Here is a 21,578-nt window from a genome sequence, read left to right on the forward strand (position 1 = left end):
CCGTCAGCTCGACGCGGTGCGCTCCGGGAGCGCGAGTGCCCCGCGTCGGTGCACCGCCCAGACCGTCGTCGCGAAGCCGACGAGCACGGCGGCGCCGACCGTCACTGCGGTCCACCCACCCGCGTTCCAGAGCACGCCGGCGACCGCCGACCCGACCGCGCCACCGGCGAAGTTCCCGGTGACGAACGCCGTGTTCAACCGGCTTCGAGCCGCGGGGTCGATCGCGAACAGCCGTGTCTGGTTCAGCACGTTCGCGGCCTGCACCCCGACGTCGAGCAGCAGCACCGCGACGAGCACGACCACGATCGACCGCGCCCCCAGCCCGGCGACCACCAGCGAGACGAGCACCAGCACGATCGCGGCACCGGTGACCGGGACCGACCAGCCGCGGTCGTGCAGCCGCCCGACGCGCTGCGCCGCCACCGCCCCGGCGAGCCCGACCAGACCGACGGCGCCGATCGCGGTGGTCGAGTACCCGAAGGGTGCGCTGCTGAGCAGGAACGTCAGCGCCGTCCAGAACATCGTGAACACGGCGAACACCGACGCGCTGACGACCAGCGTCACGCGGACCGCCCGGTGTGCCCGGACCACGCCGACCACCGACGCGATGAGCTGCGGGTACCGCACCCGCTCGCGCCGTGGCAGGCGCGGGACCGCCCGCGCGAGCAGGAACGCAAGCACGACCGCGACCACCGCGGCGAGGACGTACACGCTCCGCCACCCGGCGACCTCCGCGATCACGCCGCTGACGGTCCGGGACAGCAGGATGCCGGTGAGCACGCCGGACGCGATCGTCCCGACCACCCGACCGCGTGACGCCGGGTCGGCCAGGTCGCCCGCGAGCGGGATGAGGAGCTGCCCGGCGACCGTCGTGGCGCCGACCAGCGCGAGTGCGACGAGGAGGGCGCTGAACCCCGGGGCGAGTGCGGCCGCGAGCAGGGCCACGGCGGAGGCCGCGAGCACGCCCGGCACCAGCCGACGACGGTCGACCACGTCGCCGAGCGGGACGAGCAGCAGGATCCCGAGGGCGTACCCGACCTGCGTCAGCGTGACGAGGAGCCCCGCGGACGCGGGCGAGGTGCCGAGGTCGGCGGCGACGTCGTCGAGCAGCGGTTGCGCCCAGTACAGGTTGCCCACCGCCGCACCGCCCGCGACGGCGAAGAGCAGCGTGCGGCCGCGGGTCATGGTCGCCGGAGCCTGCTCCCCGCTCACCGGGTCACGCCCTGGTCGGTGTCCGGGTCACGGCGGAGGAGCAGGCCGATGGCCCACGGGCCGGGCTGCAGGCGGACGGCCGCCTCGGCGAGGACCCGTCGCTCGTGTTCCCGGTCGCGGGTGAGCTCGTGGACCTCCTGCTCGGCCTGCCACCGGAAGCGCAGGCGTGCCCACGGTCCCGGTCGCTGGGACAGCGGTGTGGCGACGGCGGAGGTGTCGGTCACGCGAGCTCCTGTTCCGTCGCGTCGGCCGTCGTCCGGCCCGTGGCACGCTCGGCGATCCGCTCCGTCGCGGCCCACGACGCGAGCACCCGCAGTGCGTCGGCGGTCGCGCTGCCCGGGGTCGCCGGGTAGATCGTCAGCGACAGGCCGGGGTCCTCGGTGAGTTCCAACGACTGGAAGTGCAGCTCGATCGGTCCGACCACGCCGTGGTCGAAGGACTTCACGCCGGCGTAGTGCCGCCGCACGTCGTGGGACGCCCAGAGCTCCCGGAAGTCCTCGCTGCGCACCGCCAGCTCACCGATGAGCGCCGCGAGCTCCCGGTCACCCGGGGCCCGACCGGCCTCACGCCGGAGGATCGCGACGTTCGTGTGCGCCGCGCGGTCCCAGTCGCGGTAGAAGTCCCGCGCCCTGGAGTCGAGGAAGATGTACCGCGCGAAGTTCATCGGTCGGTCGCCCGTGACGATCTCGGCGTGCAACGCCCACCCGAGCGTGTTCGCGGCGACGATGTCCTGCCGGTTGTTCACGATCATCGCGGGCGCGTCGGTCACGACGTCGAGCAGGTACTGCAGCTCCGGGCGCACGGCGGCGACCGGGACGGACCGGCCCGCCCGGCGGGGGCTCGTGTTCTGGTGCCGGGCGAGGTCGCGCAGGTGCTCGTGCTCGGCGGCGTCGAGCTGCAGCGCCGTGGCGACGGCGTCCAGCACGCTGTCGGAGACGCCCTGCAGGTTCCCGCGCTCCAGCCGCGTGTAGTAGTCGATGCTCACGCCGGCCAGGCGGGAGACCTCCTCGCGCCGCAGGCCGGGGACGCGCCGACGGGTGCCGGAGGTCGGGAGGCCGACCTGCTCCGGGCTGATGCGTGCGCGACGGCTGGACAGGAAGTCGCGGGCTTCGTCACGGTGGTCCATGCGCCCCACGGTACGGCCGTGCGGGGTCCGCAACGAGGTGCTGCCGGAACCCCCGTCAGCGTCCGGCGGTCAGGGGCACGGACAGGATTCGGTCGTCGCCGTCGCGGGGGTCGCCGCGGCCGTCGGTGTTGTTCGTCACGAACCAGAGCGTGTCGTCCGGGCCGGGGAGCACCGTGCGGATGCGCCCGTGCTCGCCCCGGAAGTACACGGTCGAGCTCGACGGGTCGGACACCGGGACGGCCCTGACGGACTCCCCCTTCAGGTTGGCGACGAAGACGGTGTCGCCGATCACGGTCAGGCCGCTCGGCGACGCGTCGTCGGTCGGCCACTGCTGCACCGGGTCGACGAACCCGCGGTCCTCGCCACCGGTGCCCTCGACCTCGGGCCATCCGTGGTTCCCCCCTGGCTCGATCACGTTGAGCTCGTCCCAGCGGTCCTCGCCGAACTCCGCCGCGAACATCGTGCCGTCCGCGGCCCAGCCCATGCCCTGCACGTTCCGGTGCCCGAGCGACCAGACGGGCGAACCCGCGAACGGGTTGTCGTCCGGTACGCCGCCGTCCGGGGTCACGCGCAGGATCTTGCCCGCGAAGGAGTCGCGGTCCTGCGCCTCGGAGCGCTGCCCCGCGTCGCCGACGCTCGCGTAGAGCATGCCGTCCGGGCCGAACGCGATGCGCCCGCCGTCGTGGAAGGTGTTCGCGGGCAGCCCGTCGATCACCGTCGTCGCCCCGCCGAGCCGGTACGAGCCGGTGTCCCCGGTCAGGTCGTACCGCTCGATCCGGTTGCCGTCGTCGGCGGTCGAGTACACGAACAGGTCGTCGTCGTGCAGCGCGAGGCCGAGGAGTCCGCCCTCGCCGCCGTGCCGGACACCCTCGACCGTGCCGACCTCGCGGGTCGACCCGTCCGCCCGGAGTTCGAGCACGCGTGCGGAGTCCCGTTCGCTGACCAACGCATCCCCGTCGTCGCCGACCGGGACCACCGACCACGGTGCCTCGAGGCCGGAGACGACGTCCGTGGTCCGGCCGTCCGGTGCGAGCTGCCCCGCGGCGAGGTCGGCCGGCGGGCTCGCGGTGCTGCGCTGCCCGGCGGGGTCGTCCGGCCCGGTCGCCGCTCGGTCGTCGGAGCAGGCGGTCAGACCGAGAGTGGCCACGGCGGCCAGTCCGAGGGCGGACCAGGTGCGTCGGCTGCGGCGTGTGCGGGTGGTGTCCACGGTGTTCCTCCCGGGTCGTGTGCCGAGTCCACACGGCCCCGTCGGGAAACGGCTGGGGGTTCCCGGCGGAACCCCTCACCGCTGCGCAGCGCGGCCTACCGTCGGCCCCACACCCACGGAAGGACCACCGCATGACCACCATCGCCATCGTCGGCGCAGGCAAGGGCCTCGGGCTCGCCGTCGCGGACCGCTTCGGCCGCGAGGGCTTCGACATCGCCCTCATCTCCCGCAACCAGGACCGACTCGACGCGCTCGCCGCCGAGCTCCGGTCGTCCGGGTACCGCGCGCAGGGCTTCGCCGCGAACGTCCGCGACGGGGACTCGCTCCGCGCTGCGCTCGAGGCTGCCACCGAGCAGCTCGGCCCGATCGAGGTGCTGCAGTACAGCCCGCTGCCCGCCAAGGAGCACATGCGACCGGTGCTCGAGACCACGGCAGAGGACCTCGTCGGTCCGGTCGAGTTCTCGGTCTACGGCTCGGTGAACGCCGTGCGCCAGGTGCTCCCGGGCATGCGCGCGATCGGCACGGGCACGATCCTCTTCGTCAACGGGGGCAGCGCCGTCCGTCCCGGCGCGCGGGTCACCGGCACCTCGGTCGCGTTCGCGGGCGAGAGTGCCTACGCGCAGCTCCTGCACGACGCCGTCGCCGAGGAGCACGTGCACGTCGGCCAGCTGATCATCCCGTTCGGCATCGACGACGGGCAGGACGACCACTCGTCGGCCGCGGTCGCCGAGCGGCTCTGGACGATCCACTCCGAGCGCGGCGAGTTCCGGACGTACGCCGAGCCGCTGCCGGAGTGAGCGGCGACGGACGGAGGGCCCGTGGCGGCATCGCCACGGGCCTCCCGTCCGTCTCAGCGCGCGGTCCGCTCGATCGCGTCGGCCATCGCCGCGGCGACCGAGCGGTTCGCCTCGGCGGTCGGGTGGATGCCGTCGGGCGTCGTCCCGGGCAGGTACGCGCCGTCGGCCGCGCGGAGCGACCGGAACGGGTCGACGAACGCCCAGCCGTGGGAGTCGGCGTCGGCGTGCAGTGCGTCGGTCAGGACGATCTGACCCGAGCGGCGGTCTGCACCCCACCGGCTCCACGTCCAGTCGGACGGCGGACCCGCGACGACGAGCACCCGCGACGCCCCGACCTTGCGGACGATCGCGCCGACGTCCGCGATGGTGCGGTCGAGCGGGACGGCCTGGTTGACGTCGTTCGTCCCGACCTCGACCACGAGCACGCGGGCCTGCGGGACCGGGCCGATCTCGGCGAGCACCTGGTCGGCGCGGTACCCGCTGTGCGCGTACCCGCCGACGGCGTGCAGCCGGTCGTCGGACTCGAGCTGGTGCAGCCACGAGTCGGGTCGCGCGGTGATCGAGTCGCCGGCGTACGCGAACGGCACGGCGTCCGGCAGCGCCGGGGTGTCCAGTGCCCCCGAGACGACCTGGTTCGGTGTGCTCGGACGCGGCAGGTCGGCGTCCCGCTCGACCCGGGACGGCGGTGCAGTGGCGACGGGGCGGTCCTCGGCGCTCGCCGTGTGGGGAGCGGCGACGACGAAGACGCCGGCTCCGACGAGGCAGGCGGCGGAGACGATGCTCGCGACGAGGGCGAGACGGGTGGTGCGGGACACGGGTACAGGTATCCTCCGGATCGCCCGCCGGAACCAGTCCCCCGACCTGGGGAACAGACGCTCTGACTGAGGGTCCTCGTGGCCGTTCACAGGTTCGCGGCCGGTGACGCTCCCGCGGTCAGTGCGCACGGCGCACCGCCGGACGGGACCCGCGCCCCGCGGTCAGCCAGGTGCCCACCGTCACCACCAGCGGCAGGCCGAGGGCGAGCAGGGCGAGCAGGGGCCAGTCGGGCACGAAGGGCATGTGGGTCGCTCCGAGCGGACCGTCGCCGAACCGGAGGGTGACGGCGCGGATCGGGAGCAGCCCGAGCAGGGTGCCGACGACGGCGCCGATCGTGGTGAGGATCGCCGCCTGCCACGCGGACACCCGGCGCCGCACGACCGGAGCGGCCCCGACCGCGTCGAGCACCTCGTCGTCACGGCGTCCGTCGGAGCGGGCGAGCCCGACCGCGACGGCGGTGGCGCCGATGGTGACGGCGGCGGCCAGCGCGAGGACGAGCGCCTGCACGGTCGCCTGGCCGTCGACCGGGCCGAGTTCGACCATCGGCGTCGGACCACCCCACCGTTCGCGGTCCGCGCCGCCGCCGGCCTGCCACGCCGCGTACAGGTCGTCGTACCCACGCGTGCCGAGGCCCTCGGGAAGGTCGACCGCGAGCACGCCGTCGACCAGCGGGACCCCGTGCGCGGCAGCGGTCTCCCGGGTCATGAAGACCCCGACCTGGATCCGCGGCGTCTGCACGTCGGCGATCGCGGGGATCGTCGTCGTCGCGTCCGGACGACTGCGCTCGAGCGGGTCGACGTCGTCGGCAGTGCGGTCGCGCCAGGTGTCGATCCGGACGGCGCCGTCGTGGACGTACTCCGGCCAGAGCGACACCGCCCGTCCGTCCTCGAGCGCCTGCCGGACCGCCGCGGAGGGCCGGTGTCCGGTGAGCAGGGCGTAGTCGTCGAGGGTCCCCGCGGTGACGTGCGGCGTGCCCGACCCGACGGACTGCAGGAAGCTCGCGCAGGTCGTGGTGTTCGTCGTCGGGCACTCCCGCCGGGCGAAGTCGTGCAGCACGGTGACGGTCGTCGGGTTCTTCCCGGCGCTCTCGCGGTTCACGGCGAGGACGTGCACGTCGGCGCTGCCGAGTGCGCCGGCGACCACGCGGGCCGCCTTCGCGGTGAGCATGGCGTCGTAGCCGGCGGGGTAGCCCTCCGCATCCGAGGCCCCGACGTCGACGGTGGCGACCCCGACCGCGGTGGCGTACTCGTACTGGCGGACGTACCGGGCGTGCTCGGACGCGCTCCACGTGATGACGACCGAGGCGACGAAGACCACGCTCATGACGCTCGCGAGCACCGGGACGGTCCGGACCGGGTTGCGGCGGGCGTCCCGCGCGGCGATCCGGGCCGCGAGCCCGAGTCGTGACGCGGCACGGGCGACCGCGGCCAGGATCCACGGCGAGGCCAGGGCCACGCCGAGCTGCACCAGGCAGGGGCCGAGCGCGACCCCGACGCCGACGACCCACGCCCACCGGTCCTGTTGCACGGGCCGGTCGTCGAGCAGGAGCACGCCGGCCCCGCACGCCAGCGTCATCACCGTGCCCGTGACGACGAGCACCGGGACCCACGCCCGACGGCGCCGCTCGGTGCGGGGTCGGGGAGCGGCAGGGCGCAGGGACCCCCGCAGGGCCGCGAGCACGTCGATCCGGGTGGCTGCCCGGGCGGCGACGAGCGAGGAGACGAGACCGGCCACCACACCGACCGCGGCGACGGTCACCAGGACGAGCACCGGCACGTGCAGCCCCGGCCACCTCGTGACGCTGCCGTCGTCGAGCAGCCGGAACGTCAGCACGCCGATCCCGGTGCCCAGCGCCGTCCCGAGCACGGAACCGACGAGCCCGAGCACCAACCCGGACCCGGCGACGACCGCCCGCACGAAGCCGCGCTCACCGCCGAGGCTGGTGACGATCGCGTGCGTCCTGGTGTCCGCCCGGGTGCCGACGAGGAACGCGGCTCCCGCGAGCAGGGCCACCTCGAACGCGGCGAACACCCCGAGCAGCGCCAGGGCACCGTAGTAGGCGGTCGCAGCGTTGCCGATCCCCCCGCCGCTCAGTCGGTCGTCCGGCGGGTCGAGCACGACCGGCCGTGACTGCACCACGACGCCGTGGGCGTTCAGGGCGCGGATCTCCGACCACGTCGGGGCGTCGGTCGGCAGGAACACCGTCAGGTCCGCGCTGCCTCGGGACGACGATGCACCACCGTCGCTCGCGGGCAGGGAGCCCGACGGGACGAACAGGCCCTCACCGTCGGGGTCCTCCGCGGCGTCGCGCATCGTCCCCGTGACGGTGAAGCGCTTCCGCACCGGGTCGGTGACGGTCACGGTGTCGCCGACGGCCACGCGCAGCCGCTCGAGCGTCGCCGGGGTGGCCATCAGCTGGTCGTCCGACGTCGGCGCGCTGCCGCTCAGCACGTGCCAGTGCCCGTCGAGCACGGGCGACCAGGTCGCACCCTCGACGGTGGGGACGGCCACCGGCGCCCCCGGTCCGGCGACGACGACCTGCGTGGTCGACACCGAGATCGCCTCGGCCCCGTCCGGCACCTGGTCGAGCAGGTCGGCCCAGGGGGTGTCCTCGGTGGCGTCGGCCGCCGGGCTGTGCGGAGCGGAGTCGGTGTACTGCCACTGCACCGGGTCCTGGCGCAGGCCGGCGACGTCCGGTCCGACCAGTCGCATCTGCGCGGCTGCGTGCCCGAGGTCGTAGCGCAGGGACTCCTCGGTGGTCGCCTGCGTCGACTGCACGACCACGGCGGCCGCGGCGAACCCCGTCGTCGGGATGCCGATCAGCGAGACGATCAGGGCGGCACGGCCCATCTTCGCGAAGGCCAGGCGGCGTCCGAGTCGGAGCGCCGGCCCGATCCTCACGAGGCTGCTCGACCGACGAGGGTCTCGACGCCGGCGTAGACCGTCTCGTCGACGACCCGCCCGTCGCGCAGGAAGACCACCCGGTCCGCCCAGGCCGCGTGCCGTGCGTCGTGCGTGACGAGCAGTGCACCCGCGCCGTTGTCGACGTGCCGACGGAGCATCCGGAGCACGACCTCGCCGGTCTGCGAGTCCAGCGCGCCGGTCGGCTCGTCGGCCAGCACGAGGCGCCGTTCGCCGACGACGCCGCGGGCGATGGCGACGCGCTGCTGCTGCCCGCCGGACAGGTCGTCGGGGAAGGCGTCGGCGCGGTCCCCGAGCTCGACGTTCTCGAGCGCGAGTTCGGCTGCGCGACGGGCCCTGCTCGCCTTCCAGCCGTCGAGTTCGAGCGGCAGTGCGACGTTCTCGACCGCGGTCAGGGACGGGATGAGGTTGAAGTCCTGGAACACGAAGCCGACCAGGCGTCGCCGGAGCGCCGCGAGCTCGCGGGCCGGACGGTCGGAGACCCACTCGCCGTCGATGCGGACCTCGCCGCTGGTCGGTGGCAGCAGGGTGCCGGCGCAGGCCAGGAGGGTCGACTTACCGGACCCGGAGGTCCCCATGACGGCGACCATCTCCCCGCGTGCGATCGCCAGATCAACACCAGCCAGGGCAGTCACTGATCGCTCACCGGTGCCGTACTGGACGCTCACCGCGTCGAGGGCGAGCAGCGGAGTCGTCCCGGACGCGCTCATCGGACGGCCGCACGTGCCGCAGCGGCGATGGATCCGCCCCGAGGGTCGGGATCGCGTACCTCGGGCGGCATGTGTCGCGCGACCGAGCTCTCGACGTGGTCGAGCCAGCGCGCCTCGGCCTCGGCCTGGAAGACCATCGACTCGAGGACCAGGGACCACGCCAGGTCCTCGGACGGATCGGCTGTCCGCTTGAGCCGGGTCAGGTCCTGCAGTGCGCGCATCGCCGACGCGCGCTGCACCTGCACGAGTCGTGGGACGTCGACGCCGGGCACGGTGACGGCGAGGGCGAACTTGATCGCGAGCTCGTCGCGCCCGCGCTTCGCGGGCACCGGCTCGCTGAACCAGCGCGCGACCTCCTCGCGGCCGGCGTCGGTCGCCGTGTACACGACGTGACCGTCGTCGTCGGCGTCCCCGCGGGCCACGAGGCCGTCGCGTTCGAGGCGGTCGAGCGTCGTGTAGACCTGGCCGATGTTGAGGGGCCAGCTCCCACCGGTCCGGTGCTCGAACTCCCCCCTGAGCTGGTACCCGTACCCGGGTCCTCCCACCAGCAGCGCGAGTACGCCCATCTTGACGCTCATCGTGACTCCCCCGTCTCCGTCCGCTTCGGACATACCGAGTATGCACATACGCGGTAGGCCTGGACAAGCCGAGACGGGTCACGAAGTGGTCACGGGACGACGGGAGGCCCGTGGCAGCGTCGCCACGGGCCTCCCGTCCGGTGTCGGGTGGACTCACTCCCCCAGCTTCGACAGCTCCTGGAACTCCTCGTCGGACAGCTCGATCGTCGCGCCCTGCAGGTTGTCCTCGAGGTGGTCGACGCTCGAGGTGCCCGGGATCGGCAGCATCACGGGCGAGCGCTTCAGCAGCCAGGCGAGCGCCAGCTGCGCCGGCGTCGCACCCTTGCGCTGGGCGATCTCGGTGAGCGGCGAGTCCTCGCCGGTCAGGCCGCCGGTCGCCAGCGGGAACCACGGGATGAAGCCGATGCCCTGCTCCTCGGACCAGTCGAGGAGTTCCTCGGCGTCGCGCTTCTGCAGGTTGTAGAGGTTCTGCACGGTGACGATCTCGGCGTGCTGCTGCGCGGCCTTGACGTCGTCGACCGACACCTCGGACAGGCCGATGTGGCGGATCTTGCCCTCGTCCTGCAGCTTCTTCAGCTCGCCGACCTGGTCCTCGAGGGGGACCTTCGGGTCGATGCGGTGCAGCTGGAAGAGGTCGATGCGCTCGAGGCCGAGGCGGCGGAGGCTCATCTCGGCCTCCTGGCGGAGGTACTCCGGACGGCCGACCGGCGGCCACTCGTTCGGCCCCGTGCGGGTCAGGCCGGCCTTGGTGGCGATGACGATGTCGTCGCCGTACGGGTGCAGGGCCTCGCGGAGCAGGTCCTCGGCGACGTAGGGGCCGTAGGAGTCGGCGGTGTCGAAGAAGTCCACGCCGAGCTCGACGGCGCGCTTGAGCACGCGGACAGCCTCGTCGTGGTCCTTCGGCGGACCCCAGACGCCCGGGCCGGTGAGCTGCATGGTGCCGTAGCCGAGGCGGTGGACCTCGAGGTCGCCGCCGATGCGGAACGTGCCCGAGGCGGCGGCAGGACGGTTCGTGGTGTCGGTACCAGTGGTCATGACCCCGGTCTACGCCCGTGGCGTGACCCGTTGCTGGGTCGGTGTCCCCCTGGCGCTCACGTAGCCAGCGCGCGCGGCGGTCAGCGACCCGGGCGTGGGTAGGGCGTCTCACCGACCGAGAGCCCGCTCACGAGCTTCGCGATCCGGTTCGCCCGCGCGGCGTCGCTCGGTGCCGTGACGACCCGGTGCAGGACGGCGTACCGGTTCGTCGCGTCGAGCTCGGCGAACAGCGCGGCCGCGGCGGGTGCGGCGTCGAGCGCGGCCCGCAGGTCGTCGGGCACCGTCACGGTGGCGGCACCGGCGTAGGCGCGGTCCCACCGGCCGTCGCCCTTCGCCCGGTCGACCTCGGCGCGACCGCGCGCCCCCATGCGACCGGCGTCCTCGAGCACGGCGACCAGCCCGATGTTGCGCTGTGACCAGAGCGACGCCCGGCGGCGCGGGGTGAACCGCTGTCGGAACGTCGCCGTGTCCCGTCCGCGCTTCTGTCCGTCGATCCACCCGGAGCACAGGGCCTCGTCGAGTGCTTGGTCGTAGGTCAGCGAGGTCGGTTCCGTGGTGCCCTTCTTGGCGAGCACGAGCCAGACGCCGTCGGGATCGTCCTCGTGCGCGTCGAGCCAGGCACGCCAGGCGGCGGCGTCGGGGAGCACCAGGTCGTCGTCGTCCACGTGGTCATCGTAGGACGGACGCCGGCACCGGCAGGCACCGGGATCAGCGCACGCTGTCGCCGCTGCTGATCCGCACGGCGTCGGCCCACTCGTGCACCCAGTCGGGCAGCGCGAGGTCCCGCGCCGCGCCGCCCGCCGCGGCCACCACCTCGTCGGGCGTCACCTGGCCGCCCTCGCGCCGGAGGAACCGCGCCTGCACGACCGCCCGCGCGACGACCGCACCCTGCCGGACGAAGGTCTGCTCCATGTACACGGCACGCTCGTCGACGCCGAGCACCCGGGTGTGCAGGGTGAAGCGTTCTCCGAGCGTCAGGGAGCGCTTGTACGTGATGGTCTGCGCGGCCACGACGGCGTACCAGCCGCGGCGGGCGGACTCCTGCCAGAAGCCGGACCCGTGCAACAGGTGGTACCGGCCGAGGTCCATCAGCGTCAGGTACCGGCCGTTGTTGACGTGCATCAACGTGTCCAGGTCCGTCGGCAGGACCCGGAAGGGCGTCCGGGCCTCGGTCCACAGCGAGGGCCGCGGGCCCGGTCGCAGGGCGGTCAGCCGCAGGCGGAGACCGAGCAGGAAGAGCCGGAGGTACAGGTTCACGGATCGATCACACCAGTGCCGGGCTGTGCCTCCGATCCCGTTGGAGGAACCGCACGAGCGCGTCCGGTGTCGAGTGCAACACCGTGCAGCGGAACCTGCAACCGCCCGGTCGGGCTCGTTCAGGCGAGCGGACCGCCCCCGGCGCCGCTGATGCCCGGGTGCGCCGACTTCGCCTGGCCCTCGATGACCGCGTGCGCTGCCGACGCCTCGGACATCGCGCGCTCGCCGACGCGCGGGTCGACGGGTTCCAGGTGCGCCAGGGCCCTGCGGCGGCGCACGTTCTGCACCTCGAGCACGACGAGCAGGGCGGCGATGACCACCACGACCCCGATGACGATCCAGACCACGGTCATGACGTTCCCCTCCCGTCGCGGACACTGTCCGTCCCCTCAGCGTAGCCGCGCCGGTACCTCCCTGACGAGGGGCGGTCGGGAGTAGACCTGCATGCATGCAGACACGCAAGCTCGCAGACCTCGAGGTCGGCCCGATCGGCCTCGGCACCATGGGCATGAGCGCCTTCTACACGGGCGCCGGCACCGACGACGACGAGTCGATCCGCACGATCCACCGCGCGATCGACCTCGGCGTCACCCTCTTCGACACCGCCGAGGCCTACGGCCCGTACACGAACGAGGAACTCCTCCGCCGTGCCCTCGGAGACCGCCGCGACCAGGTCGTCATCGCCACCAAGTTCGGGCTGTACCGACACGAGTCCGGCGAGCAGACCCCGACCCAGCAGCGCGGCATCTCCAGCGCTCCCGAGTCCGTGCGCGAGGCCCTCGAGGGCTCGCTCCGCCGCCTCGGCACCGACCACATCGACCTCTACTACCAGCACCGCGTCGACCCGGCCGTCCCGATCGAGGACGTGATCGGCCAGCTTGCCGGCTTCGTGCAGGAGGGCAAGATCCGCCACATCGGGCTCTCCGAGGCGAGCGCCGCCACCATCCGCAAGGCCCACGCGGTGCACCCGGTCACCGCGCTCCAGAGCGAGTACTCGCTCTGGACGCGCGACCCGGAGGGCGAGGTGCTCGACACCCTCCGCGAGCTCGGCATCGGCCTGGTGCCGTACTCGCCGCTCGGCCGCGGGTTCCTGACCGGCGCGATCACGAAGCCGTCGGACCTGGACGAGGACGACTTCCGCCGGCAGAACCCGCGCTTCGCGGAGCAGGCCTTCGCCGAGAACATGCGGATCGTCGACGCCGTGCAGGAGATCGCCGACGAGGTCGGCGCGAAGCCGGGCCAGGTCGCCCTCGCCTGGCTGCTCGCGCAGGGCGACGACGTCGTCCCGATCCCCGGTACGAAGCGGGTGTCCCGGCTCGAGGAGAACGTGGGCGCCGCCGACGTGACGCTGTCCGCCGACCAGCTCGACCGCCTGTCGGCGCTGCCCGTCCCGACCGGTGACCGGTACCCGGACATGTCGTCCATCGGTCGCTGACGCGCCCAGGAGACGGACGGGAGGCCCGTGGCGACCCCGCCACGGGCCTCCCGTCGGTGTCGTCGCCGGTGCACAGCCGGAACGCGCGTTCCGGGGCCGGGTCTCGTGATGCGCGCGACCCGTGCTCGTCACGGCGTGGAAACAGGGGTTCCCTAGCGTCGAGGTGACACGTGACCGGCGACGCGACGGGGGCACCCATGACCAGCACGAGGACACCAGGCACGACCACCGCACCGGACGGGGTGGACACGGTCCCGCCGTTCGCACGACTGCTGCCGCTCGGTCTGCAGCACGTCCTCGCGATGTACGCCGGGGCGGTCGCCGTCCCGCTCATCGTCGGCGGGGCGCTCGGGTTCGACCGGGCGGACCTCGCCTTCCTGATCAGCGCAGACCTGTTCGTCGCCGGGCTGGCGACGATCGTGCAGTCCGTCGGCTTCTGGCGCTTCGGGGTCCGCCTGCCGCTCGTGCAGGGCGTGACCTTCGCTGCCGTCGGCCCGATGATCGCGATCGGCAGCGCGCACGGCATCACGGCGGTCTACGGGGCGACGATCGCCTGCGGGCTCTTCATGGTGCTCGTCGCGCCGTGGTTCTCGCAGCTCGTGCGGCTGTTCCCGCCGATCGTCACCGGCACCGTGATCCTGATCATCGGCGTCTCGCTCACGAGCGTCGCCGCCGGGTGGATCACCGAGGGCGGGAAGGACGGCGCAGCGGATCCGCTCGACGTCGCCTTCGCGGCCGGGGTGCTGCTGGCCGTCGTGCTCGTCGAGCGCTTCGCGCCGCGCGGGCTGGCCCGGGTCTCGGTGCTGCTCGGGCTCGTCCTCGGCACCGTGGCGGCGCTGTTCGTCCCCGGCATGGTCGACGGATCCGGCATCGGCGACGCCGCCTGGTTCGCCGTCGTCACGCCGTTCCACTTCGGCCTGCCGACGTTCGACCTCGCCTCGATCGTGTCGATGCTCGTCGTCGGGCTCGTCATCATGACGGAGACCACGGGCGACATGGTGGCCGTCGGCGAGGTCGTCGACCGTCCGGTGTCGCGCCGCACGCTGGGGGACGGACTGCGGGCGGACGGCCTCGGCACGGTGCTCGGCGGGGTCTTCAACACGTTCCCGTACACGGCGTTCGCGCAGAACGTCGGGCTGGTCGCGCTGACCGGCGTGCGCTCCCGGTACGTGGCGACGGCGGCGGGCGGCATCCTCGTCGTCCTCGGGCTCGTGCCGAAGGTCGCGGCCGTCGTCGAAGCGGTGCCGCACGCGGTGCTCGGCGGCGCCGGGGTCGCCCTGTTCGGCATGGTCGCGGCGAGCGGTATCCGGACGCTGTCGAAGGTGCGGTTCGACAACCGGAACGTGCTCGTCGTGGCGCTGCCGCTCGCGATCGCGCTGCTGCCGACCGTCGCGCCGGAGATCTACGGCGCGTTCCCCACCTGGTTCACGCTCGTGTTCGACTCGGGCATCTCGGCCGGGGCGGTCGCGGCGATCCTGCTCAACCTGCTGCTCGGGTCGCACGGGCTGCGGGAGCGGTACGGCGACGACCCCGTGGCGGGGTCCTACGACGCGGTGCGCTCGACGGCGCCGGTCGCGACGGTCGGCGACGGCCACGCCTGACGCGCCGCGCGGTCAGCTGCCGCGGTAGGTGCTGTGGGCGAAGGGGCTCAGCAGCAGCGGCACGTGCAGGTGCTCGGTCCCGGTCACCGTGAACGCCACGACGACGTACGGGTGGAACGACGGGACCCCGGCGGCGCGGTGGTGTGCGCCGGTGTCGAACCGCAGCTCCAGATCGCCCCGCGGCAGCACGTCCGGCCCGAGTCCGGCGCGACCGTCCGCGTCGGTCGCCCCGGTGGCCAGGACCTCGCCCTCGGGGGTGCGCAGCGTCAGCGCGACGCCCGAGGCCGGTGTGCCGGTGCGGGCGTCGAGCACGTGCGTGGTCAGGTGCGGGACGCCGAAGGTCGCACGGATCCGGTGCACGGCGATGTCGGCCAGGGCAGCGGTCGCCTCGACGACCTCGGTGTCCGGGTCACCGGCGAGCCGTCGCTCGAGCTCGGCGAGGAGTTCCTCGGGCGTCCGACCGGCGGCACGCACGAGGAACACCCGGCCGAACCGGTCCTCGTACGCGGCGTTCCCGCGGGCGACCGCCGCTGCGACGTCGTCCGCTGCCGTCGCCATCGCGCCCTGCTCCCTGGCCGACGACGCCTCGGTGGTGCGCTCACCGATGCGGGGGTGCTCGGCGAGGGCGGCGTCGAGGTCCGCCGCGGTCCACGCTGCCGCCGCCTGGGTCGCCGCGGCGATCAGGGCCGGCACGGTGCGGAACGGCCGAGAGGCCACCAGGGTGTCGGCCCAGCCGGGCACCGCCGCCCAGTGCAGGGCGGTCCGTCGGGCGTCGTCGGCGGGGGCGGAGTCGAAGTCGCGGAGGTCCACCCGCCACACCCTAGGGACCCCGCGTTACGCCGGCGTTTCCCCGAAGCTCCTCCGCAGAGCGCAACGTCGGCGGGTGCTCGCAGCGGGAGAGCGCTGCGGGCACCCGCCGTGGTTGCGTTCCGCGGGCTCGGTGGGGTCGAGGCTCGTCGATCTCAGAGCTCGGCGGCGAACGAGGCCACGCGCAGCTGCAGGTCCTCGATCCGACGGACCCTGGCGGCCTCGACGTCGTGTCCCTCGTACGCCGGGGGCACCGGGCGTCGGACGTTCCGCGAGCACTGGAAGTCCTGGCACACGAGGGTGCCGACGGTGTTGCCGTTCCGACCGGCCTTCCCGGAGCGCTTCGCGGCGTAGAACACGACGTCGTTGGGCAGCTTGACGTCCTGGCACCACGAGCACTGCGCCCGTGCACGCGGCGACGCCTCGGCCTGCCGGAACAGGATGCCGACGAGGTCGCCCTCGAGCGTGGGGACGACGGCGTACGCACGGCGCGCGGTCTTCGGGTCGCGCCAGCCGAGGAAGTCGAGCGACTCCCAGTCCCGCGTCTCGAGGTCGGTCGGCAGGGTCAGGTCGGTGACCTCCTTGCGGGAGGCGTTGACGAAGGACGAACGGATGGTCTTCTCGCTGATGGGCAGCACGGTGTGGTCGCTCTCGACGGGCCCGGGCGCGGATGCGCGCCGCACGGGCAGAGGGGTGGTCAGGGTTCGACGGACGCGGCCGTGCCGAGCGGCACAGCCGGGGGCGTCACGCCCTGATGCCGGCGCTCTGCGCGCCGACCACCTCCTGCTGACTCACGGTCCCAGCCTACGACGGTGTGTCAAGCCGGGCGTGTCGGGCCGACGGCCCGGTCACGGAGCGGCTGCAGCAGGACGACCGACCCGTCGAGCGTCGGCCGACGGCGGAGCGCCCCGTACCGGGTGTCCCACTCGCCCGACGCGAGCGCGTTCCGCAGGGCGGCGACCGATCGACGTGCGGTGAGGTCGTCGACCAGGCCCCACGCCGGGTCGGCGGCGCGGACGTCGGCGTCGAGGAGCCGTTCGGGTCGCGCGTAGTAGCTCTCGCCGAAGCCGTCCACGCAGGTGAACGGCACCGGCAGGCGCGCGACCTCGACGGACGGCCCGACGAGCGTCGCCAGTCGGTCGATCGTCGGCAGCGTGTCCGCCTCGGCGGCGACCACCGCGGACGCGTACTCGGCGAGCCATCCGGCGCGGAGGCGGTCCGGGTCGCGCGCGAGCACGACGACACGACCACCGGCGGGGAGCGCGAGCGCAGTGAGTGCGTCCACGGTCGGGAAGGTCAGCAGCGTGGCGTCGGCGTCCCCGGCGACGGCATCGCGGTCCGCGGGGACGTACGAGACCGGTCCCGGTCGGACCTCGCGCACGGTGCGGGCACCGCCGAGGGCCGTCGCGACCGCGCGGACGAACGAGGGCTCCGGGCGGCGGTGTCGCCGCAGCAGCGCCGCAGTGTCGTCGTCCACCGGCATCCTCGTCATCGCCCCACCCTACGAACGCACCCTGCTAGCGTCGTCGCATGGTCTCCGGGGGATTCGCCGTCGTCAGCATCGTCTACCTGGCGGTCGTGCTGCTGCTGCTCGTGCTCGTCATCGCGCTCATCGTGCTCGTGTTCGCCGCCGTCCGCGTGCTGCGGCTGACGGCGACCGAGAAGGAGCTGCGCATCGACCGGCTCCGGGTCGATGCGCTCGTGGAGACGCTCGACAGCGACGACCCGACCGACGGCAGCCCTCGCACGGACGGACCCGCAGGACCGCCCGCTCCGTGACACCCGACCCCGTGACGCCCGACCGCGCGGCGCCCGACCGCTGACGACGGCTGTCGTCCGGTCAGCCGGTCAGTCGTCCTGCTCGGCGTCGCCCGCGCGCACTGCGGCGAGCCGCTCGGACCGCTCCGTCGCGGCCCAGGTGCCCAGCAGCGCGAGCGACCGCTCCGACTCGCTGCCCGGCTCCGCCGAGTACGTGAACATCGTCAGCCCCGGGTCGGCGACGAGCTCGAGCGCCTCGAAGTCCAGCTGCAGCTCGCCGACGATCGGGTGCGCGATGCGCTTGCCGCCCCGTCGGTGCACCCGGACGTCGTGCGCGGCCCACCAGCCGCGGAACTCCTCGCTGCGCGTGGAGAGCTCGCCGACGAGCGTCACGAGACCGGGCTCGCACGGGTTCGCGACGGCGGCGGCACGGAGGACCGCGACGGCCTCGCGCGCGGTCGCAGCCCAGTCCGGGAAGAAGTCGCGTGCAGCGGGGTCGAGGAACGTGAACCGCGCCGTGTTCACGGGACGGCCCGGCCCCGCGAACATCGGTGCGTACAGCGCGCGGCCGAGCTCGTTCGTCGCGACGACGTCGCCGCGTTCGTTCCGCACCCAGGCGGGCGCGCCGGTGATCGCGTCGAGCAGGCGCTGCACGCCCGGTCGGACGCGCGTCGGTACGTTCCGGTGCATGACCTTGACGCCGGCGTTGGCCAGGCGGGCGAGGTCGAACAGGTGCACCCGCTCGTCCTCGTCGAGCTGCAGCGCGCCGGCGAGGCCCTCGAGCACGCTGTCCGAGACCCCCTTGAGCGAACCGCGTTCGAGTCGCGTGTAGTAGTCGACGCTCACCCCGGCGAGCATCGCGACCTCGTGCCGACGCAGGCCCGGCACCCGTCGGACGCCGCCGCCGAACGACGGCATCCCGACCTCGTCGGGAGTGAGCCGCGCCCGTCGCGAGGACAGGAAGTCACGGATCTCGTTGCGCACGTCGATACCCATGTGACGAGCGTACGTGGCGGCACCGTCGCGACGACAGGCACCGGCGGTACCCGTGACGGACGGGAGGCGCGGTGCGCGTCGGCACCGCGCCTCCCGTCCGGTGGCGGCTCGGCTAGGCGACGGGCGGGACCGCGTGCACCGGCTCGGCGGTCGTCGGCGCCGCCTCGGCGGCGTCGGCGGCACGCGACGTGACCCGCACGCGCGCCACGCGGTGCCCGTCCATCTCGGTGACCTCGAGGCGGTGCTCGCCGGCGTCGACGACGTCGCCGACCTGCGGGACCCGGTCGAGGTGCACCTGCACGAGTCCACCGACGGTCTCGTAGTCGCCGTCCGGCAGCTGGGGGCCGCCGTCGGCCGCGAGGTCCTCGAGCACGGTCGCACCGTCGATGCCGTCGGACTCGGCTGCCGGCGGATCGTACTCATCGCGGATGCGGCCGACGAGGTCCTCGAGCAGCGCCTCGAGCGTCACCATGCCCGCGCTGCCGCCGTACTCGTCCACCACGAGCGCGATCTGGTGTCCCTCGGTGCGCATGTCCGCGATCGCACTCGACAGCGACTTCGTCTCCGGCAGCGCGAGCACCGGACGCACGAGCGTCGAGACGGGTGCCGTCGGGTCGGTCGGTCGGAGCAGGTCGCGGAGGTGCACGAAGCCCGTGACGTCGTCGCGGGAGCCCTCGGTGACCAGGTAGCGGGTGTGGCCGACCCCGATGGCGTGGTCGGTGGCGTCGGCGATGCTGAGCGAGGCGTCGATCGTCGAGACGTCGTACCAGGGGCGCATCGACTCGCGGAGGATCCGGTCGCCGGCGTCGAGGGCGCTCCGGGCGATGCGGCGGCCCTGCGCGTCGATCGCGTCGTGGTCCTCGACCAGGCCGCGGAGCTCCTCGGTGCTCATCGACTCGCTGCGGGCGTCCGGGTCGCCGCCGAGCAGCCGGACCACGCCGTTCGTGGTCTTCGACAGCACCCAGATCACCGGGCGCATCAGGGTCGCGAAGCGGTCGAGCGTCGGCGCAACGGCCATCGAGAAGCCCTCGGCGCGCTGCAGGGCGAGGCGCTTCGGCACGAGCTCGCCGAACACGAGCGACAGGTAGGCGATGACCAGCGTCATCAGGACCAGCGCGAGGGCCTCCGCAGCGCCCTGGTCGAGTCCGAGGCCGAACAGCAGCGGAGCGACGTCCGGGGCGATCGACGACGCACCGTACGCGGCCGAGAAGAACCCGGCGACGGTCACGCCGATCTGCACGGCCGACAGGAAGCGGTTCGGGTCGCGGCCGAGGGCGGCCACCCGGGCCCCGCGGGACCCGCGTCGCTCGAGCTGCTGCAGCTGGGACTCTCGGAGCGAGACGAGGGCGATCTCCGCGGCGGCGAAGACACCGCCGACGAGCACGAAGAGGATGACGAGCCCGAAGGCGATCCAGGTGTCGGCGTCCATCAGCGGGACACCGCCGAGGGTCGGCGACGGGCGGGCGGTCTGTGGTGATCGTCCATGCTGTGATCCTGCACAGGTCCGCTGGGACGTCGCCGCACCCGTGCTGCGCGAGTGCTGTGGGTCCGGGTCCGGGTCCGGGTCCGGGTCAGGTGGTGAGCGAACGTCCGATGCGCGCTTCGAGCCACGCCTCGGGGTCGATCGGGGTGACGCCGTCCATGAGGACCTCGAGGTGCAGGTGCGCGCCCGTCGAGACGCCGGAGGAGCCGACACTGCCGATGAACTGCCCCGCGGCGACCGTGTCACCGGCACGCAGCGGCGAGGAGCCGGGGATCATGTGCCCGTACAGCGTCGAGACGCGACGGCCGTCGATCACGTGGTCGATGATCACCGCGGTGCCGTACGAGAAGTAGGTGCCCGAGACCCGGACCTTGCCCGCGGCGACGGCACCGATCGGCGCGCCCATGCCCGGGTTGAAGTCGAGCCCCTGGTGCAGCGAGGAGCACGCGGCGCACGGGGCGGAGCGGTAGCCGAAGCCCGAGCTCATGCGCACCGGGCCGGGGAACGGCGAACGGACCTCGCCGCCGTACGACACCGCACCCGCGGCACTGCCGTCGCCAGCGACGACGACCTGCTGACCGCCGCCGACCGTGAAGTCGTCGCGGTCGAGGTTGCTCGCCGTGACCGCCTGGGTGACGGCGTAGTCCTGCGTCCGGACCTGTGGCGCCAGCGTCGAGGTCGCGACCGACGTCCCGGCGCTGGCGTGGGCGGGCATCGCGGACGCGGCGAACATCGCGAGGGCGGCTGCGGCGCTGGTGAGCGTGATCCGGCTGGCACGGCGCGTGCGGCTCGGACGGGCGGGACCTGCTGCCGCCGGCTTCGGCGCGCTGCGGCGGACGACGCGGGTGATCCGGGCGTCGACGTGCTCGGTCGTGGCGCGGGCCTCGGTCGCGCGGCGACCCGAGTGCGCGGCGACGGCGACGGTGTGCGGCGCCGGAGCGGGTGCCGGCGATGCCGCTGCGGGCGTCGGTGCGACCGCCGGAGCGGGGGAGTCGGCCGCGGACGCGGGGTCGACGGCTGCGGTCGCGGGGGCGACGTCCGGGCGAGCGGGACGGGGGTTCCGGGGGCGGCGAGCCGACTTCCCGGCTGCTGCGCGCTCGGCCTCGAGGGCGGCGCGACGGGACAGGTGCACGACCGGGGTCTCCGGCTGCTGCTGGTCGGTGTCGTGTGTCGTCGTCATGGCCGCAGACCATTCTGCACGAGTCTGTCGCTTTGTACAGGGCCTGTCGTGATCTCCTCGTTACCGAACGGCTGGCAGTCCGCTGACGTGTCACCGGCGATGCGTGCCTGCTGGGCAGGGCATCGGTAGTGTCCGAGTCCAGCGACCGGAAGGACCTGCGCCATGGCCCGAACGCCGCGCGAACGCCACGAACCCATCGACCTCGCGACCGCCGAGGTCGTGCTCGCGGGCACGCAGGAGCTGCTCCCCGTGCTCCGGACCTCCGCCGTCCGCGCGGGGGTCGACGCAGCCAGGATGCGGGTCGTCGGCGTGGACGACCTGCCCGACCCCCACGACCACGCCGAGGCCGACCTGGCCGTCATCGCGATCCGACGTCCGGGCGACGACCCCGCGTTCCACCGGGCGCAGGAGGCCGCCGAGCTCATCGCGCCGCTGCTCGCGCCGAACGCCGTCCGCATCGTCATCACGGTCTCGGGCGTGACCAGGCTCGCGCCGAAGGTCGAGCGCACGCTGACGTCCGAGGTCCTCCACCAGATCGGCGTGGCCTCGGCCCGATCGGGCTTCACGCGACCCTTCCGGAGCATGCGGACCCGCCTCGGTACCGCGGGGCTGCGTGCCGCCGGCGTCCGGGTGTTCCGGATCACGATCTGACCCCACC

23 protein-coding genes and 1 pseudogene are annotated in these 21,578 nt (G+C 73.6%); 5 read left to right on the forward strand and 19 right to left on the reverse strand.

Features of this window, described 5'->3' with window-relative positions; all coding sequences use genetic code 11:
* Window positions 1-3 precede the first annotated feature (3 nt).
* From ACIPEQ_RS11530 to ACIPEQ_RS11545, 4 genes are read right to left on the reverse strand one after another with little or no spacing between them, the layout of a single operon-like run.
* Entirely contained in the window at window positions 4-1,185 is a 1,182-nt protein-coding gene (locus tag ACIPEQ_RS11530) for an MFS transporter (protein WP_402715279.1), read from the reverse strand.
* 23 nt (window positions 1,186-1,208) lie between these two features.
* Window positions 1,209-1,436 carry a hypothetical protein gene (locus tag ACIPEQ_RS11535; protein ID WP_402715280.1) on the reverse strand — a complete coding sequence of 76 codons (228 nt, stop codon included), beginning with the start codon at window positions 1,434-1,436 and terminating at the stop codon, window positions 1,209-1,211.
* Window positions 1,433-2,338, reverse strand: coding sequence for a helix-turn-helix transcriptional regulator (locus ACIPEQ_RS11540; protein ID WP_209823738.1), 906 nt, complete (start codon window positions 2,336-2,338; stop codon window positions 1,433-1,435). The genes ACIPEQ_RS11535 and ACIPEQ_RS11540 overlap by 4 nt, the downstream gene beginning before the upstream one ends.
* A gap of 55 nt (window positions 2,339-2,393) precedes the next feature.
* The gene (locus tag ACIPEQ_RS11545; protein WP_402715281.1) at window positions 2,394-3,545 is read right to left on the reverse strand and encodes a PQQ-dependent sugar dehydrogenase; all 1,152 of its coding nucleotides are present in this window, start codon (window positions 3,543-3,545) and stop codon (window positions 2,394-2,396) included.
* Between the two features lie 131 nt (window positions 3,546-3,676).
* Between ACIPEQ_RS11545 and ACIPEQ_RS11550 the strand changes: the two genes are divergently transcribed.
* Window positions 3,677-4,342, forward strand: coding sequence for an SDR family NAD(P)-dependent oxidoreductase (locus tag ACIPEQ_RS11550; RefSeq protein ID WP_402715282.1), 666 nt, complete (start codon window positions 3,677-3,679; stop codon window positions 4,340-4,342).
* Window positions 4,343-4,395: 53 nt separating this feature from the next.
* On the opposite strand, the gene ACIPEQ_RS11555 is transcribed toward ACIPEQ_RS11550, so the two are convergent.
* The 8 genes from ACIPEQ_RS11555 to ACIPEQ_RS11590 form a co-directional block, all read right to left on the reverse strand.
* The gene (locus tag ACIPEQ_RS11555) at window positions 4,396-5,157 is read right to left on the reverse strand and encodes an SGNH/GDSL hydrolase family protein (protein ID WP_402715283.1); all 762 of its coding nucleotides are present in this window, start codon (window positions 5,155-5,157) and stop codon (window positions 4,396-4,398) included.
* Between the two features lie 118 nt (window positions 5,158-5,275).
* Window positions 5,276-8,059: a hypothetical protein gene (locus tag ACIPEQ_RS11560; protein ID WP_402715284.1), complete on the reverse strand. Its 2,784-nt coding sequence runs from the start codon at window positions 8,057-8,059 to the stop codon at window positions 5,276-5,278.
* Window positions 8,056-8,790 (reverse strand): ABC transporter ATP-binding protein, encoded by a 735-nt coding sequence (locus tag ACIPEQ_RS11565; protein WP_209823743.1) that lies wholly within the window; start codon window positions 8,788-8,790, stop codon window positions 8,056-8,058. The genes ACIPEQ_RS11560 and ACIPEQ_RS11565 overlap by 4 nt, the downstream gene beginning before the upstream one ends.
* Entirely contained in the window at window positions 8,787-9,368 is a 582-nt protein-coding gene (locus tag ACIPEQ_RS11570; protein WP_402715285.1) for a PadR family transcriptional regulator, read from the reverse strand. Before ACIPEQ_RS11570 ends, ACIPEQ_RS11565 begins: the two co-directional genes overlap by 4 nt.
* Window positions 9,369-9,521: 153 nt before the next feature.
* Window positions 9,522-10,403 carry an aldo/keto reductase gene (locus ACIPEQ_RS11575; RefSeq protein ID WP_209675736.1) on the reverse strand — a complete coding sequence of 294 codons (882 nt, stop codon included), beginning with the start codon at window positions 10,401-10,403 and terminating at the stop codon, window positions 9,522-9,524.
* 80 nt (window positions 10,404-10,483) lie between these two features.
* Complete coding sequence (locus ACIPEQ_RS11580; protein WP_402715286.1) at window positions 10,484-11,068, reverse strand: YdeI family protein; 585 nt, start codon at window positions 11,066-11,068, stop codon at window positions 10,484-10,486.
* A gap of 43 nt (window positions 11,069-11,111) precedes the next feature.
* On the reverse strand, window positions 11,112-11,660 hold the full coding sequence (locus ACIPEQ_RS11585) for an acyl-CoA thioesterase (RefSeq protein WP_402715287.1): 549 nt from the start codon (window positions 11,658-11,660) through the stop codon (window positions 11,112-11,114).
* Between the two features lie 119 nt (window positions 11,661-11,779).
* The gene (locus tag ACIPEQ_RS11590) at window positions 11,780-12,013 is read right to left on the reverse strand and encodes a hypothetical protein (protein ID WP_402715288.1); all 234 of its coding nucleotides are present in this window, start codon (window positions 12,011-12,013) and stop codon (window positions 11,780-11,782) included.
* Window positions 12,014-12,108: 95 nt separating this feature from the next.
* Here ACIPEQ_RS11590 and ACIPEQ_RS11595 point away from each other — a divergent pair, with 95 nt between their 5' ends.
* Window positions 12,109-13,095 carry an aldo/keto reductase gene (locus tag ACIPEQ_RS11595; RefSeq protein WP_402715289.1) on the forward strand — a complete coding sequence of 329 codons (987 nt, stop codon included), beginning with the start codon at window positions 12,109-12,111 and terminating at the stop codon, window positions 13,093-13,095.
* Window positions 13,096-13,292: 197 nt separating this feature from the next.
* Window positions 13,293-14,696: a nucleobase:cation symporter-2 family protein gene (locus tag ACIPEQ_RS11600; protein ID WP_402715290.1), complete on the forward strand. Its 1,404-nt coding sequence runs from the start codon at window positions 13,293-13,295 to the stop codon at window positions 14,694-14,696.
* A gap of 12 nt (window positions 14,697-14,708) precedes the next feature.
* On the opposite strand, the gene uraH is transcribed toward ACIPEQ_RS11600, so the two are convergent.
* The 4 genes and pseudogenes from uraH to ACIPEQ_RS11620 form a co-directional block, all read right to left on the reverse strand.
* Window positions 14,709-15,047, reverse strand: coding sequence for a hydroxyisourate hydrolase (uraH, locus tag ACIPEQ_RS11605; protein ID WP_209676528.1), 339 nt, complete (start codon window positions 15,045-15,047; stop codon window positions 14,709-14,711).
* Window positions 15,048-15,515 (reverse strand): annotated as a pseudogene (gene uraD / locus ACIPEQ_RS11610) (2-oxo-4-hydroxy-4-carboxy-5-ureidoimidazoline decarboxylase); the annotation flags it as partial. It lies immediately after the preceding gene.
* Window positions 15,516-15,658: 143 nt separating this feature from the next.
* A complete protein-coding gene (locus ACIPEQ_RS11615; protein WP_402715291.1) occupies window positions 15,659-16,141 on the reverse strand; it encodes an FBP domain-containing protein in 483 nt (160 codons plus the stop codon).
* A 179-nt stretch (window positions 16,142-16,320) separates the two neighbouring features.
* Entirely contained in the window at window positions 16,321-16,995 is a 675-nt protein-coding gene (locus ACIPEQ_RS11620) for an SAM-dependent methyltransferase (protein WP_402715292.1), read from the reverse strand.
* A gap of 38 nt (window positions 16,996-17,033) precedes the next feature.
* Here ACIPEQ_RS11620 and ACIPEQ_RS11625 point away from each other — a divergent pair, with 38 nt between their 5' ends.
* Window positions 17,034-17,282 (forward strand): hypothetical protein, encoded by a 249-nt coding sequence (locus ACIPEQ_RS11625; protein ID WP_402715293.1) that lies wholly within the window; start codon window positions 17,034-17,036, stop codon window positions 17,280-17,282.
* 69 nt (window positions 17,283-17,351) lie between these two features.
* On the opposite strand, the gene ACIPEQ_RS11630 is transcribed toward ACIPEQ_RS11625, so the two are convergent.
* From ACIPEQ_RS11630 to ACIPEQ_RS11640, 3 genes are all read right to left on the reverse strand, one after another.
* A complete protein-coding gene (locus ACIPEQ_RS11630) occupies window positions 17,352-18,257 on the reverse strand; it encodes a helix-turn-helix transcriptional regulator (protein ID WP_209675726.1) in 906 nt (301 codons plus the stop codon).
* A gap of 112 nt (window positions 18,258-18,369) precedes the next feature.
* Window positions 18,370-19,686 (reverse strand): hemolysin family protein, encoded by a 1,317-nt coding sequence (locus tag ACIPEQ_RS11635; protein ID WP_402715294.1) that lies wholly within the window; start codon window positions 19,684-19,686, stop codon window positions 18,370-18,372.
* Between the two features lie 142 nt (window positions 19,687-19,828).
* Entirely contained in the window at window positions 19,829-20,920 is a 1,092-nt protein-coding gene (locus ACIPEQ_RS11640; protein WP_402715295.1) for a M23 family metallopeptidase, read from the reverse strand.
* Between the two features lie 162 nt (window positions 20,921-21,082).
* Here ACIPEQ_RS11640 and ACIPEQ_RS11645 point away from each other — a divergent pair, with 162 nt between their 5' ends.
* The gene (locus ACIPEQ_RS11645; RefSeq protein WP_402715296.1) at window positions 21,083-21,571 is read left to right on the forward strand and encodes a hypothetical protein; all 489 of its coding nucleotides are present in this window, start codon (window positions 21,083-21,085) and stop codon (window positions 21,569-21,571) included.
* Window positions 21,572-21,578 lie beyond the last annotated feature (7 nt).

It is taken from the genome of Curtobacterium sp. NPDC087080 (assembly GCF_044745105.1).
Classification (GTDB): Bacteria; Actinomycetota; Actinomycetes; order Actinomycetales; family Microbacteriaceae; genus Curtobacterium.